Below are 13,221 nucleotides of genomic sequence, written 5' to 3' on the forward strand. Positions count from 1 at the left end.
AGATTCCATCGGCAAATTAACTTGCCCGCCACATTCTCAGGGAAACGATTAACCCTAACTTTACGCGAGAACGGGACTCTGGCATGACACTGCAATCATCTAACGCAGCGCATTTGAACCGACTAGCTTCCTAGAAAGATACCCACACAGATAGTGTGGATCACAAGAGAGGAGTTTGCTGAATAAGTTTTATTCAGCACCCCATCAATAGGAGTCCGTCATCACGGATGAGGACTGTTTGCCCTCATGCGCCGCCATTGTAACGGGTGAAGTTACAATAGCAAGGGCATTCACATGAGGGATGTTGACTAGACCTGTAATGCTTACTGGGCACTCAAGACCGATTGCTCGCGAAGATTCTCGGCCAACTGGTGCACCGCCAGCGCGTAGTAGCTGGAGTGATTATAACGAGTAATGGTATAAAAGTTCTGCAGTCCAGCAACGTATTCACCGCCTGGATTATCAGCAAAAAAGAAGATTCGCGCCTTTGTATCCGCTGCCAAAACGGCATCCGGACGGTAGCCCATTGCTTCAACCTCGGCCATGGTCCTATCCAGCGCTAATGGAGAGCGAGGATACTCTTCCGCATTCTCAGGGGCTGTTAGGCTTACCAACACCGGTTCGCCTGCTTTCCAGCCGTGACGTTTGAAGTAATTCGCAACGCTCGCAATAGCATCTTGTTCACTCGTCCAGAGATCCGCTACACCGTCACCTGTATCATCCTTCGAATAGGCTCGGTAGCTTGATGGAATAAACTGACCAAGGCCCATAGCGCCCGCGTAGGAACCCTTCAGAGACAGTGGATCAAGACCGGTTTCCTCAATCATCAACACGAATTCAGTCAGTTCTTTTTTAAAGAAACTACTACGACGTGGATAGCTAAAACCAAGCGTTGAAAGCGCATCAATGACGCGGTAATTGCCCATAATTCTGCCGTAGCGCGTTTCCACACCAATAATAGCAACGATGTACTCCGCGGATACTCCCGTTTCCGCTTCAATGCGCTTTAGGGTATCCAGGTTTCGTTCAATAAACTCAACACCCCCGTCAATACGAGCCTGCTCGATAAAGATATTACGGTACTCTGACCAGGTGAGAACTCGTTCAGCGGGACGAGAGATCGCGTCGATAATAGACTGCTGATACTTAGCCTCATCCATTAGGTCACGAAGATAAGTTGCATCAATACCATGCGTTGTACTTACCTCGTTAATCCACGCCTCTACTAAATCCTCATCTCGCTCGTAAGCCATGAGGCTTGGGCTAGCAAAGAGTGAAGCTGCCACTAAACCACGTAAAACTTTTTTCATACTTAACTCCAAGCGTTTAGTTCAGTACCACAATCGCTTTTTCTCGGTACTGATACTCATTAACAAACCAAATCCCGCCATTAGTGTCACAATAGAGGTGCCACCTTGACTTACCAACGGAAGCGGGACTCCAACCACCGGCAAGAGGCCCGAAACCATGCCCATATTCACAAACACATAGACAAAAAATGTGAGGGTAACCGCCGCCGCAACCATTCGACCGAAAGTCTCCTGTGCGTTGAGCCCAATCCATAGGCCACGCGCAATGATTAGCAAATAGAGTGTCAACAACGCTAACACACCCGTTAGCCCCCACTCTTCAGCAAATACCGCAATAATAAAATCGGTATGACTTTCGGGTAGAAAATCTAATTGACTCTGAGTGCCTGATAAATAACCTTTGCCATCCACTCCGCCTGAGCCGATGGCAATCTTTGATTGAATAATATTCCAGCCGGCGCCGTAGCGATCAGCCTCAGGATCCAGCAGCGTCAAAATGCGAGTTTTCTGGTATTCCTTAAGTAAAAAGAACCAAAAAACAGGCGCGGCAGCAATTAAAGACCCGATACAAAGAAACACTAATTTCCAGGAAATTCCGGCAACAAGAATAACGATTAGGCCGCTTGCCGCAATCAGAATTGACGTGCCTAAATCTGGCTGCGTGGCAATCAATAGCACTGGGACGAGGATTATCGCTGCGGCGACCACCAGATCTTTAAAGGACGGCGGTAGTTGTCGGTTCTGAAGCCACGTTCCCAGAGCAATAGGAAGTGCTAACTTCATTACTTCGCTCGGCTGAAACTGCGGTAGCCCAGGTAGGGCTAACCAGCGTTGAGCGCCCTTCGCCCCCACACCGATGAATTCTACGAGTATTAACAGGAAGACCCCGAATATCCAGGCGGGCAGAGCTAACCGCATCAGCGTTTCCTGTTTGAACTGAGCCACGATGAACATCGCAATATACGCCACCGCGAAAAAGCTTAACTGTCGCTTCACAGTCGCCAAGCTCTGGTCGGAGGCACTGTAAAGTACCGCCACGCCAACGGAAGTCAGCGTCAACAGCAGGAGCAACAGTGGCAGGTCAATATGCAGCCTACCAAGCCAAGAGCTTGCCGATTCAAATTGCGTTTTCGACTGCCGGCTAAAATCGCGCACCTATTGAAACTCCTTTTTTAGCTGACCATCGTCATCTAGCAGCCACGCATCCATTACTTGTTTAGCTACGGGGCCCGCTACCGTGGATCCACCCTCGCCATTCTCGACAATCACCGCTACCGCTATCTGGGGATTTTGGTAGGGCGCAAAGGCAACAAACAATGCGTGATCACGCAAGCGCTCGTTTAATTCCTCGGAGTCATATTCCGCATCCTGCGCGATACCAACTACCTGTGCCGTTCCCGACTTACCTGCCAGCTCATAGCTGCTCCCGAGGGACAAGCCTCGTGCCGTTCCGCGCAGCGAATGCACTACGTCGTGCATGGCAGTATGAAGATCATCCCAGTCTTGGTCTGTTACTTCGACCTCAGCCATTAACTCAGGTTCAATATCCCTGCTGGATTCTCCTAAGACAGCTTGCACTAGATGAGGTCGATAACGTTTCCCTCGGCTGGCGATGGTAGCGGTAGCATTAGCAAGCTGCAGCGGCGTTGCTAAAAAGAAACCCTGCCCGATGCCGACATTAATGGTATCACCGGGGTACCAAGCGCGTCCGCGATAGTCCCGCTTCCATTGTCTAGAAGGAAGAATCCCTCGCCGCTCTTGCGGTAAATCAATACCCGTTAATGTACCGAAGCCAAAGCCGGCAAGAAAACTCGAATAGCGATCAATACCCATTTCGTAGGCAAGCAAATAGTAATAGGTATCGCAGGACTGCGCCATGGCATCAAAGAAATTCACCTTGCCGTGACCTTCGGGCTTCCAATCACGATAGCGATGGTCATCATTCGGGAGGGTGAAATAACCGTGATCATCAATTTCGTTGTGAGGATTCACTAGGTTGTAATGTAAGCCTGCTAAACCAATTTGAGGCTTGACCGTAGACCCTGGCGGATAGCGTGCCTGAATAGCCCGATTGAACATTGGTGAATCCAAGTCCTCAACCAGTAGACGGTAGTTTTCGTGGCTAATACCCGTAACAAAGAGATTAGGGTCGAAGACCGGTGTTGATACCAACGCTAAAACCTCGCCATTACTCACATCAATAGCCACTGCGGACCCACGGCGACCCTCTAGGGCGCTAAAAGCAACCTGCTGGACGGTTAAATCGAGGGTTAAAACCAGCTCATTGCCAACGGTAGACGGGCGAGTTTCAAGCGTTCTTAGAGCGCGACCACGAGCATTGACTTCAACCTCCTGCTGGCCAGGGTAGCCCATCAATTCGCCTTCCCAAGTCTTCTCGATACCCGTTTTACCCGTCGCTAGCGTCCCGGCGTAGCGCTCAGCATCGAGCTGTGCAAGCTCGCGCTCATTGATTCGACCAACGTAGCCCAATGAATGTGCGAATAATCCACCAAACGGGTAATCCCGAACCGAGTGCGCAGCAACCTCAACACCTTCAAGGTGATGACGTTGAACCGCAACTCGAGCAATTTCTGCTTCCGATAGTTCAAAGCGAAGAATAACGGGAGAAAAAGGCCTGCGTCGCTCGCCTACCCGACGAAAAAAACGTCGGCGTTGGCCGTCACTAATGGTCACCCATTGGCTTAGTGTGTCAATGGTAGCGTCAATATCCGCTACGCGTTCGGGAACGATGGACAGTGTATAAGAAGGTCTGCTCCGCGCTATCAGCTCACCATCTCGAGCACGAACCAAGCCTCGCGATGGGGCTACTGGCTCAGTGAGAATACGGTTTTCATTGGCTTGAGTACGAAACTGGTCGTACATTTCAATTTGCAGATAAGCATACCTAGCTACCAGAATAGCGGTGAGTAGCAAAACAAATAAACCAGCCACGACAATTCGACGGCGATAAGTTTTTAGTTCTAGCTCAATATTTTTTATTTGGTTTTGAGCCATTGCACGGCGGCCTAGAAATTACTATTTATGATAGGGATGATTGTGCAATATAGTGTGCGCTCTGTAGAGTTGTTCCGCAAGTACTATTCGTACCAAGGGGTGTGGTAATGTGAGGTGGGACATACTCCACCGCTGATTAGCCCTAGCCAGCACTGAAGGTGCGTAGCCGTCGGGACCGCCAATTAGGATACAGAGGTCGTTTCCTGACATTCGCCAGGAATCCAAGTGACCGGCCAGCTGCTCAGTACTCCAAATCTTACCCGCAACATCTAGCGCAACCACCCAGTCACCCTTGGGGATCGCAGCAAGAATAGCATCGGCCTCACTTTGCTTAGCTCGTTGAATATCGGGATTTTTCGCGCGAGCACCCACTGGGATCTCTACAAAACGAAGATTGTAGTCTCGCGGCAGTCGCTTGATGTATTCGCCACAGCCCGCTTCAACCCAAGCGGGCATTTTAGTGCCCACGGCGATGATGGTCACCTTCATCGTTAGGCTTACTCTGCGTCAGCCTCGGGGTTATCGCCCCAAAGTTTTTCTAGCGCATAGAACTCGCGAATAGCTGGAAGCATCGTGTGGACAACGATATCGCCAAGATCGACAAGTATCCACTCAGACGCCTCTCTACCTTCAACGCCGATTGGCTGCAGACCGCGCTGTTTACTTTCATCCACAACATTAGCCGCCAAGGCGTTCACTTGACGGTTTGAGTTACCCGTTGCGATGATGATGGTGTCAAATACGTCTGTTTTGTCGCTGACATCCAGAACGGTAATATCAACGGCTTTGATATCTTCTAGCGCGTCTACGACGACTTTGATCATTGGATCGGTCATATGGTTACTCAGTTTGGTAGAGATGATGTTGCTGAATATACCGCAACACCGACTCTGGTAATAATAGATTGGGACTGGCCCCTTGCGCCAATTTCGCTCGAATATCCGACGACGAACAGTTCATTGGCCTTTGACTCAAATATAAAATACCGCCACTTGGACGATCTCTCAGCTGAGACGGCGCCGACAATACCTTAGATGCCGACCACTTTTCAACTGCGGAATTGAGTGGCGCTATCATATCGCATCTTTGAGCAACAATAACATGCGCAAAATCCGTTAGTTCTCGCCAGCGATGCCACGTATTAATACTCTGAAAGGCATCGCTCCCTACGCAGAAAGCTAAGCTTACTTCGGGTCCGAATTCGTCCCGTAGTGAGGCTAACGTGTCAATAGTGAAGGACGGAGCTTCGCGCCGATGTTCACGATCATCTACCGCCCAGAGGTCGTTGTCAGCGATAGCTAACTCCGTCATCCTCAGACGATCATCAAAGCTAACTGAGGGAGCGGCTCGGTGAGGAGGGATACTTGCTGGCACTAACAGTAATCGATCAACGTCACAGAGTTTGGTTATTTCATCAGCGGCCTGCAAGTGCCCCTGATGAATAGGGTTAAACGTACCGCCATAAACGGCTATCAGTTTTCTAGCCTCTGATGTGACCATCGCCCAACACAATCCATTTTTGTGAGGTTAAGCCCTCGAGTCCAACTGGACCGCGAGCATGAAATTTATCCGTGGAGATGCCTATTTCAGCGCCTAAGCCGTATTCAAAACCATCGGCAAAACGCGTTGACGCGTTGACCATAATACTCGAGGAATCAACCTCGGTCATAAACCTTCGTGCCCTAGAATAGTCCTGAGTAATAATACTTTCTGTATGGGCGGAACTATAGCATTCGATATGCCCGATCGCCGCGGCCAGTGATTCAACAACTTTAACGCTCAAAATGGGAGCTAGGTACTCGGTACCCCAGTCTTCTTCCGACGCGGGCACCGCGTTAGATAACTTTGCTAAGGCTTGTTCGCAGGCCCTAATCTCAACATTAAACGGGGCTAACTCCGCTTCAAAGCGCGGCAAAAATTCCGCGGCTACATCACTATGCACCAACAAGGTCTCGGTAGTATTACAGGTTCCAAATCGTTGCGTCTTAGCGTTTATACTCACCGCCAGTGCCTTGTTAAGGTCGGCAAATTTATCCACATAGGTGTGACATATCCCGTCTAGATGTTTAATGACCGGAACACGCGCTTCCGCCGTAATTCGTTCGATCAAAGTCTTACCACCGCGTGGAATAATGACGTCAATATAATCGGGCATAGTAATCAAGGCGCCCACGGCTTCACGATCAGTGGTGGTAACGAGCTGAATAATCGCTGGATCCAAGTCGGCGGCGGCTAATCCGTCGGTGATACATTGAGCGATACAACGGTTACTGTAGATTGCCTCGCTACCACCGCGAAGCACCGTTGCATTCCCGGATTTCAAGCACAGACTAGCAGCTTCTAACGTCACATTCGGCCGAGACTCGTAGATAATCCCTACCACACCAAGTGGAACCCGCATTTTGCCCACTTGGATGCCGCTGGGGCGATAGCTCAAATCAGTGATTTCACCCACTGGATCCGCTAATTCAGCCACCTGTCTTAGGCCTTCAAGCATAGCGTCAATTCGCTCGTGAGTAAGTAGCAGACGGTCCAACATTGCCTCAGATAGACCACGTGACCTTCCGGCTTGAAGGTCGTCGGCATTTGCCGCGACTAAGGCATCTCGTCTAGACGCTAAGACCTCAGCAATACTGCGTAGCGCGTGATTCTTCTGGTTGGTTGTCAGTACGCGCGCAGATCGAGATGCCGCTCTCGCACGCTCACCAAGCTGCGTCATGTAGTCTCCAACATTGAGCGTTTCACTCATCCTTCAACCTCTCTCTTTAACGGATTACCGGCAATAAAAGCCGCCAAATCTTCACCAATTTGTTCAACTAAGGTCTGTCGTGCGCGCCGCGAACCCCAAGCCACATGAGGAGTGATCACAACATTTGGATGAAAAGTACTAATCAACGGATGATTCTTTTTCGGCGGCTCCTCAGCCAAGACATCAAAGCCAATCCCGCCAAGATGCCCCCTATTTAATACCGTTGCTAGGGCCTCCTCACACACAATCCCGCCGCGTGCGCAGTTGATAAGTAGCGCGTCGGGTTTCATCGCTTCGAGTTCAGCTAGACCAATCAATCCGCGGGTATCGTCGGTAAGTGGGCAATGTAAACTAATCACATCTGCCTCGCTGACTAAGGTCTTTAGGGCAACTCTATCCGACTGGACTTCAGCACCAGCGCGGACACTTTGCGCAACGATGACTCGCATACCCAACAACCGCGCTTGACGAGCCAACTCGCGCCCAAGTACGCCGTAGCCAATAATCCCTAATGTCTTTTCATTTATCTGATTAATAGGGTGAGCCAAAGAGCAGAAGTGAGCACTATCGGCCCAGCGATCCTCGGCAACCTCTTTTGCATAGGCAATGAGATTACCCGATAGGGCAAACATTAGACTTAGCGAATGTTGAACAACGGACTGAGTGCCATAATCAACTGAATTAACCACCCTCACGCCAGCAGCGCGAGTGGCGGTAAAATCAATATTATTGGTCCCGGTTGCGGTAACCGCGATAAGTTTGAGGCGATCAGCTAGCGCCAGTTCGGCTGAGCCGATTTTGACTTTGTTAAGGATGGCTACATCGGCACCCTCTAGCCGCGCTGCCACCTCTTTTGGCGCAGTATGCTCAAACTGGATCAACTCTGCATCCGCTGGACACCAGCTACTTAGATCGAGGTCACTGGGGTGCATTGACTCTGCATCAAGAATCACAATTCGCATTGGGTTATTCTCATTAATGAAAAATTCAAGGATACAAGCTTCGCCGTGATTATCACAGCAACCTTTATCTATACTGGGGCAAACACTTGGTTATAAGGAATGACCTAGCCCACTAAGCAAACTCTCAGTAGAGTTCGCTAGCGAGTCAATTCCTCGAGGGTGGACAAAATTTTGATCGCCTCTACGGCACTTTGGCCACAGTTTTCGGGAGTGGCCGTAAATTGCTCACAAAGCGCAGGTCTATCGGGGGAACCGAATAACTGACAGAGATTATCGTCATCCAAATTCGCGCACCGAACATTGGCCGCTTTGCCATTAGGCATACCTGGAATTGGCGTATTAATTGAGGGCGCGATGCAACATGCGCCGCACCCTAATCGACACTGCATTAAGGCTTTTGCCCCGCAGGAAGCAGCTGAGAAATGGGTAACAGCAACAGTAAACGAGGCAACAGTATTAGTGCTCCAGTAAGAGCTAATACCATCGCCGATGCGGTCAATAATCCGAAAACCACCGAAGGCGTAAACTTAGAGAGCGCCAGTACTGCAAACCCCAGAACCACTGTCCACGAGGTATAGCTCATTGCCGACCCAATGGTGTGATGGGCGCGAGTGAGCGCTGCGCGCTTGTCACCGTCGACAGCGAGCTCATGCTGATAGCGAATGACATAGTGGATACAATCATCCACACCAATACCCACTACGATCGCCGCAATCGTGATAGTCATAAAGTCCAGCGGCAAACCCGCCAACCCCATGAAGCCCACGATACATATTGCCGCCAAAAGGTTGGGGATAATCGCGACTAACGCCAAGCCCAAGCGCCTAAAGAGCAGCCAGAACATGACAAAAATCCCCACGAATACCGCTCCGAGCGTTTCGATTTGCGAGCTAAAAAGACTCTGAACCATATTATTGTAAAGCACTAGCATTCCGGTGGCTTCAACCCGACCTGCCAACCCCGCCTCATCGTTCGCAAAGGCCACGATATCATCAACATAAGATTGACGAGATAGACCAGGCGTTGAGTCGACTATGCGGACTTCAATGCGCGCCTCGTCAGTCTCCTCATGCCAATATGGACGCACCACCTGCGCGGCAATATCCTCGGGCATAACGGTCTTTAAAAACGCCAAGGTGAAATCATCTAGAGGCCCCTTGTTAAGCCCCTCTGCTACGTCGATGGTGGTGACAAGACTCATCACTTTGCCAGAGGCCTCGAGTTCGTCAATGTACTCGTGAAGCTGTCTTAGTTCATTAACGCCAGACATAGAGAACCACCATGACGTAGCGGATGTTTCACCACCGAAATCATCGAAGCCACCGTTAGTGTCGAAACCGTCGTCAAAACCGCCACCGAAACCGTCGTCAAAACCGCCACCGAAACCGTCGTCAAGGCCTTCACTTGACGCAACGTTCCCGTTTCCGCCATCTTCAGCACTATCCCCTCCAGAACCCGCATCGTATTCTTTGGAGTTAGCATCGTATTCTTGCGAGTCAGCGCCAAATCCGTCATCGAAACTTCCGCCGGAAGGAAGTTCCATGTCGTTGGCGGATCGCGGTGCACTAACAACAATTTCAAGCGGAGTGGTACCTCCTAATTCACGATCTATCAATGCCATGCCTTGATAGATCTCGGTATCCTTGGCGAAGTAATCGATGAATCGATTTTCTACCTTCACTTGCGTAACGCCATAGGATGCCCCGAGTAGTAACAGTACTGACACCACGAAAATCTGTTTGCCTCGATGCAGCGATAGCTGTCCCCATGAAGCCAAAATCTTCGATGTGAACGAGCTTCTTTCGACCTCCGCCTTCGGTTTGCTCAACGCCACCAGCAAGGGGAATAGCGCAAAGGTCAGCACCAGGGAGAGCGTAATCCCCATTGCCATGATTTGTCCGAAATCGATTACAGGCCGTATACCGCTGACCACCAGTGATAGGAAAGCGACCAAGGTAGTCAGTACGGAATAAAAACATGGCTTCCACATACTATGCAGGGTGGACCATAAAACGTCGTTCAGCGACGCATCGGAGAGCGCCCGGAGTTCTCTAAATCGAACCGATAGATGAATTCCAATAGCCAACGAGATAATGAGCAAAAGCGAGGCGAAATTCGAAGAAATAACCGATAACCGCCAGTCAATGGTCGCCAACCAGCCGGACATCAAAATAACCACGCTCGCACTCATGGTGAGTGGGATCGCTACCCAACGCCAATTCCTGAAGAACACGGCCAATGCAGCAATCATTAACGCTAGGCTTGCCAAGCCGAACACTTGAATATCTCTTCGAATAAAATCGAGCATATCGGAGGCAATCATAGGGACGCCGCCAATGAAGATATCCGCATCGCTGTCATATTTCGCAACGACGCTCCGCAATTCAGCTAAGCGCGCTTTGGTAATATCTTGCTCTTGAGATCGATAGGCAAGTAACGCAGCCTGAGCGTCTTCGAGCGCTAAATTGGCGTCTGGTAACTCCGATTGCTCAAGTAACTGGTTTCGTCGATCCACCAGCGCGTAGTAATCCGTATCAACAGGCAATGAGACAAGCAATGCGGTGGTGGCGTTATCCTTACTTAGAAGCGTATCTCGATACACTGGGCTCTCATGAAACTCAGCCCGCGCCATCTCGATATCTACCTCGGCGTTAAGCAACGTTCGCGCTTCAGAACTCAAGCTCTCCAAGCCAACTGGTGGGCTTTGAAGTAACGGTACATTTAGCACCGACATAACCGATTCAACGCCCTCAATTTGAGCCAAGTCGTCTTGAAGCGCTTCGAGAGTGGCTAATGATGATACTGACAGCGCATCGCCATCGTGGGCTCTAAACGCAAGAACAAAGAAATCGCCAGAGCGATAGCGCGTAGACACGGAGCGATAGAGAGCGAGGCCTGGATCAGTTTCTAGGGTTAAGGAGTCCGACGAGGCATCCAATCTTGCATTGGGGATTTGCCAGAGAGAGGCGCCTACAAGACCAACAAAAACGGTAATTATTAGTAGTCGTAGCGACATCCAGCGAGCGAAAAAAGTGGGCGCTTTATGAACCGCGAAAGCGTCATCTATCATTCAGTTATTTTCCCCATTTAGGCTGAAGCATTTGCTCAACCTTCAATTGATCGAGAATGCGAGCTACGACAAAATCGATAAGATCCTCAATAGACGAGGGCTTATTATAAAAGCCAGGGCTAGCTGGCAATACCATCGCACCGACCTCGCTGAGCTGGAGCATATTTCGTAGGTGTATGGTCGAAAGCGGAGTTTCACGAGGAACAAGAATGAGCGGCTTGCGCTCTTTTAGCATCACGTCCGCAGCTCGTTCAATAAGATTATTGGAGGCTCCCACTGCGACCGCGGACAAGGTACCACCAGAGGCGGGACAAATGACCATTGCATCCGGTGCATTGGACCCTGAGGCTGGGGCGGAAAACCAATCCGTTTTAGCTAATAACTCAAAGCTACCTGGGGCATTAACATGTTTGGCGGCAAAGACCTCTGCCCTACCTGCATGATCTTGGGGTAACTGGGTGCTAGTTTCCGTATTTATCACCACGCACGCCGCATCAGATACCATCAGATAGACGTGACATCCCGCCGCGGTGAGGGCCTCTAAGAGTCGCAAACCATATTGCGCTCCGCTTCCCCCTGTTAGTGCTAAAGATATTCGTCTCGTCACGTCTTACTCCTTGAGGTGGGCGATAATTTCTTGATGAAGTCCGCCAAAGCCACCATTACTCATTACGACAACATGCTGATAATCAGTTAGCTCAGACAGAAGATGTGACCTCAGGGCCGCAAACTCAGTTACTACTCGCTGATCTGCTGATTGGATCACCCTGTCGAGCCCTGCTTGGCCATTATCATCAAACCACAAAACCGCGTCGGCCGCTGCTGCGGATGACCCTAGTAGCGGATTATGAACTCCGGACTTCATGGTGTTAGAACGCGGTTCGATCACCGCCAAGATCTTTTCATTGGCCACTTTCTCGCGCAGGCCATTCAGGGTTGTTTCAATCGCCGTTGGGTGGTGGGCAAAATCATCATAAACTTTCAAGCTGGGCGTATCCCATAGGCATTCCATTCGCCTTTTTACCCCCGCGAATTGACTAAGCGCCTCACAGGCGAGAGACGGTACCACTCCTACATGGCGGGCGGCAGCGATAGCGGCCAGGCCGTTACTAACGGAATGATTACCGGTTAGACTCCAAGCCACTTCGCCAACCTTATCACCACAAAGGTAAACCGAAAAGCGTGAGCCATCAGCGTTGATAAGTTCAGTATCCCATCCGTCTGAACAACCTAGTTTCATTTGTTCTGACCAGCACCCCTGCGCCAAAACCTCTGCCACTGCCTCCGACTTCGCGGGATAAATCACTTGCCCCGAGCGCGGCACCAGACGGATAACGTGGTGAAATTGCCGCTGTATCGCGGCAAGATCCGGAAAGATGTCAGCATGATCGAATTCTAAATTATTAATAATAAGTGTTTTAGGCTGGTAGTGGACGAACTTACTTCGCTTGTCGAAAAAAGCGGAGTCGTACTCATCTGCCTCCACAATAAAGAAAGGCGAATTGCCGAGCCTCGCTGAGCGTTCAAAACCAAGCGGAACGCCACCAATTAAAAAGCCCGGCGACATTGCCGAAAATTCAAGAATACTAGCAACCATTGTTGCTGTGGTGGTCTTTCCATGCGTCCCTGACACGGCAATGACCCAGCGTTCAGGTAGAACATGATCGTGCAAAAACTCAGGCCCCGACGCATAACGAAAACCGCGCTCTAAAATTTCCTCTACCAGTGGATTACCTCGGCTCATGGCATTACCGATAACATAGATATCAGGATTGAGTGTGACTTGAGATGCGTCATAACCCTGGATAAGCTCAATGCCAGCTGACGCTAACTGAGAACTCATTGGTGGGTAGACATTTTTATCACAGCCACTGACACGATAACCAAGTTCCTTAGCCAAAATTGCTAAGCTTCCCATAAAGGTGCCGCAGATACCCAAGATATGTATGTGCATTAATCTTCCTACAAGTTGGTAAAGTGAGAAACTATTGCTTAGTCGGCAAGCAAGCTACTTAGCTAAGTGACATCGCTTAGAATACCCTGTTATTTGCCCCATGCAAACGCTGTAAAAAGGCGTTAGAATAGCAATCCTCCACACTTTTAACAGGAACATTG

The 13,221-nt window shown here is 50.0% G+C and carries 12 protein-coding genes; all 12 read right to left on the bottom strand.

The window, feature by feature from the left end; all coding sequences use genetic code 11:
• Positions 1-323: 323 nt before the first annotated feature.
• The 12 genes from mltB to mpl all read right to left on the bottom strand — a co-directional run bounded on the left by mltB (position 324) and on the right by mpl (position 13,060).
• Positions 324-1,310, bottom strand: coding sequence for a lytic murein transglycosylase B (mltB, locus tag DFR27_RS06915; RefSeq protein ID WP_211327592.1), 987 nt, complete (start codon positions 1,308-1,310; stop codon positions 324-326).
• A 21-nt stretch (positions 1,311-1,331) separates the two neighbouring features.
• Positions 1,332-2,465, bottom strand: coding sequence for a rod shape-determining protein RodA (gene rodA / locus DFR27_RS06920; RefSeq protein ID WP_121876727.1), 1,134 nt, complete (start codon positions 2,463-2,465; stop codon positions 1,332-1,334).
• Entirely contained in the window at positions 2,466-4,325 is a 1,860-nt protein-coding gene (gene mrdA / locus DFR27_RS06925) for a penicillin-binding protein 2 (protein WP_121876728.1), read from the bottom strand.
• 21 nt (positions 4,326-4,346) lie between these two features.
• Entirely contained in the window at positions 4,347-4,814 is a 468-nt protein-coding gene (gene rlmH, locus DFR27_RS06930) for a 23S rRNA (pseudouridine(1915)-N(3))-methyltransferase RlmH (RefSeq protein WP_121876729.1), read from the bottom strand.
• A gap of 8 nt (positions 4,815-4,822) precedes the next feature.
• A complete protein-coding gene (rsfS, locus tag DFR27_RS06935) occupies positions 4,823-5,161 on the bottom strand; it encodes a ribosome silencing factor (protein ID WP_121876730.1) in 339 nt (112 codons plus the stop codon).
• A 4-nt stretch (positions 5,162-5,165) separates the two neighbouring features.
• Complete coding sequence (gene nadD, locus DFR27_RS06940; RefSeq protein WP_121876731.1) at positions 5,166-5,825, bottom strand: nicotinate-nucleotide adenylyltransferase; 660 nt, start codon at positions 5,823-5,825, stop codon at positions 5,166-5,168.
• Positions 5,806-7,044 (bottom strand): glutamate-5-semialdehyde dehydrogenase, encoded by a 1,239-nt coding sequence (locus DFR27_RS06945; protein WP_245962626.1) that lies wholly within the window; start codon positions 7,042-7,044, stop codon positions 5,806-5,808. The genes nadD and DFR27_RS06945 overlap by 20 nt, the downstream gene beginning before the upstream one ends.
• Before the next feature lie 26 nt (positions 7,045-7,070).
• Complete coding sequence (locus DFR27_RS06950; RefSeq protein ID WP_121876733.1) at positions 7,071-8,036, bottom strand: NAD(P)-dependent oxidoreductase; 966 nt, start codon at positions 8,034-8,036, stop codon at positions 7,071-7,073.
• Between the two features lie 137 nt (positions 8,037-8,173).
• Entirely contained in the window at positions 8,174-8,425 is a 252-nt protein-coding gene (locus DFR27_RS06955) for a YkgJ family cysteine cluster protein (RefSeq protein WP_121876734.1), read from the bottom strand.
• A complete protein-coding gene (locus tag DFR27_RS06960) occupies positions 8,425-11,106 on the bottom strand; it encodes an efflux RND transporter permease subunit (RefSeq protein ID WP_121876735.1) in 2,682 nt (893 codons plus the stop codon). The genes DFR27_RS06955 and DFR27_RS06960 overlap by 1 nt, the downstream gene beginning before the upstream one ends.
• A 4-nt stretch (positions 11,107-11,110) precedes the next feature.
• Complete coding sequence (locus DFR27_RS06965; protein WP_121876736.1) at positions 11,111-11,713, bottom strand: UbiX family flavin prenyltransferase; 603 nt, start codon at positions 11,711-11,713, stop codon at positions 11,111-11,113.
• Between the two features lie 3 nt (positions 11,714-11,716).
• Positions 11,717-13,060 (bottom strand): UDP-N-acetylmuramate:L-alanyl-gamma-D-glutamyl-meso-diaminopimelate ligase, encoded by a 1,344-nt coding sequence (gene mpl / locus DFR27_RS06970; protein ID WP_121876737.1) that lies wholly within the window; start codon positions 13,058-13,060, stop codon positions 11,717-11,719.
• Positions 13,061-13,221 lie beyond the last annotated feature (161 nt).

This window comes from Umboniibacter marinipuniceus (genome assembly GCF_003688415.1).
GTDB lineage: Bacteria > Pseudomonadota > Gammaproteobacteria > Pseudomonadales > DSM-25080 > Umboniibacter > Umboniibacter marinipuniceus.

Excerpts from the sequence above, each read along its gene's own strand:
- mltB (WP_211327592.1), bottom strand. The coding sequence starts at position 1,310 with ATGAAAAAAGTTTTACGTGGTTTAGTGGCAGCTTCACTCTTTGCTAGC.
- mrdA (WP_121876728.1), bottom strand. The coding sequence starts at position 4,325 with ATGGCTCAAAACCAAATAAAAAATATTGAGCTAGAACTAAAAACTTAT.
- rlmH (WP_121876729.1), bottom strand. The coding sequence starts at position 4,814 with ATGAAGGTGACCATCATCGCCGTGGGCACTAAAATGCCCGCTTGGGTT.
- rsfS (WP_121876730.1), bottom strand. The coding sequence starts at position 5,161 with ATGACCGATCCAATGATCAAAGTCGTCGTAGACGCGCTAGAAGATATC.
- nadD (WP_121876731.1), bottom strand. The coding sequence starts at position 5,825 with ATGGTCACATCAGAGGCTAGAAAACTGATAGCCGTTTATGGCGGTACG.
- DFR27_RS06945 (WP_245962626.1), bottom strand. The coding sequence starts at position 7,044 with ATGACGCAGCTTGGTGAGCGTGCGAGAGCGGCATCTCGATCTGCGCGC.
- DFR27_RS06950 (WP_121876733.1), bottom strand. The coding sequence starts at position 8,036 with ATGCGAATTGTGATTCTTGATGCAGAGTCAATGCACCCCAGTGACCTC.
- DFR27_RS06955 (WP_121876734.1), bottom strand. The coding sequence starts at position 8,425 with ATGCAGTGTCGATTAGGGTGCGGCGCATGTTGCATCGCGCCCTCAATT.
- DFR27_RS06960 (WP_121876735.1), bottom strand. The coding sequence starts at position 11,106 with ATGATAGATGACGCTTTCGCGGTTCATAAAGCGCCCACTTTTTTCGCT.
- mpl (WP_121876737.1), bottom strand. The coding sequence starts at position 13,060 with ATGCACATACATATCTTGGGTATCTGCGGCACCTTTATGGGAAGCTTA.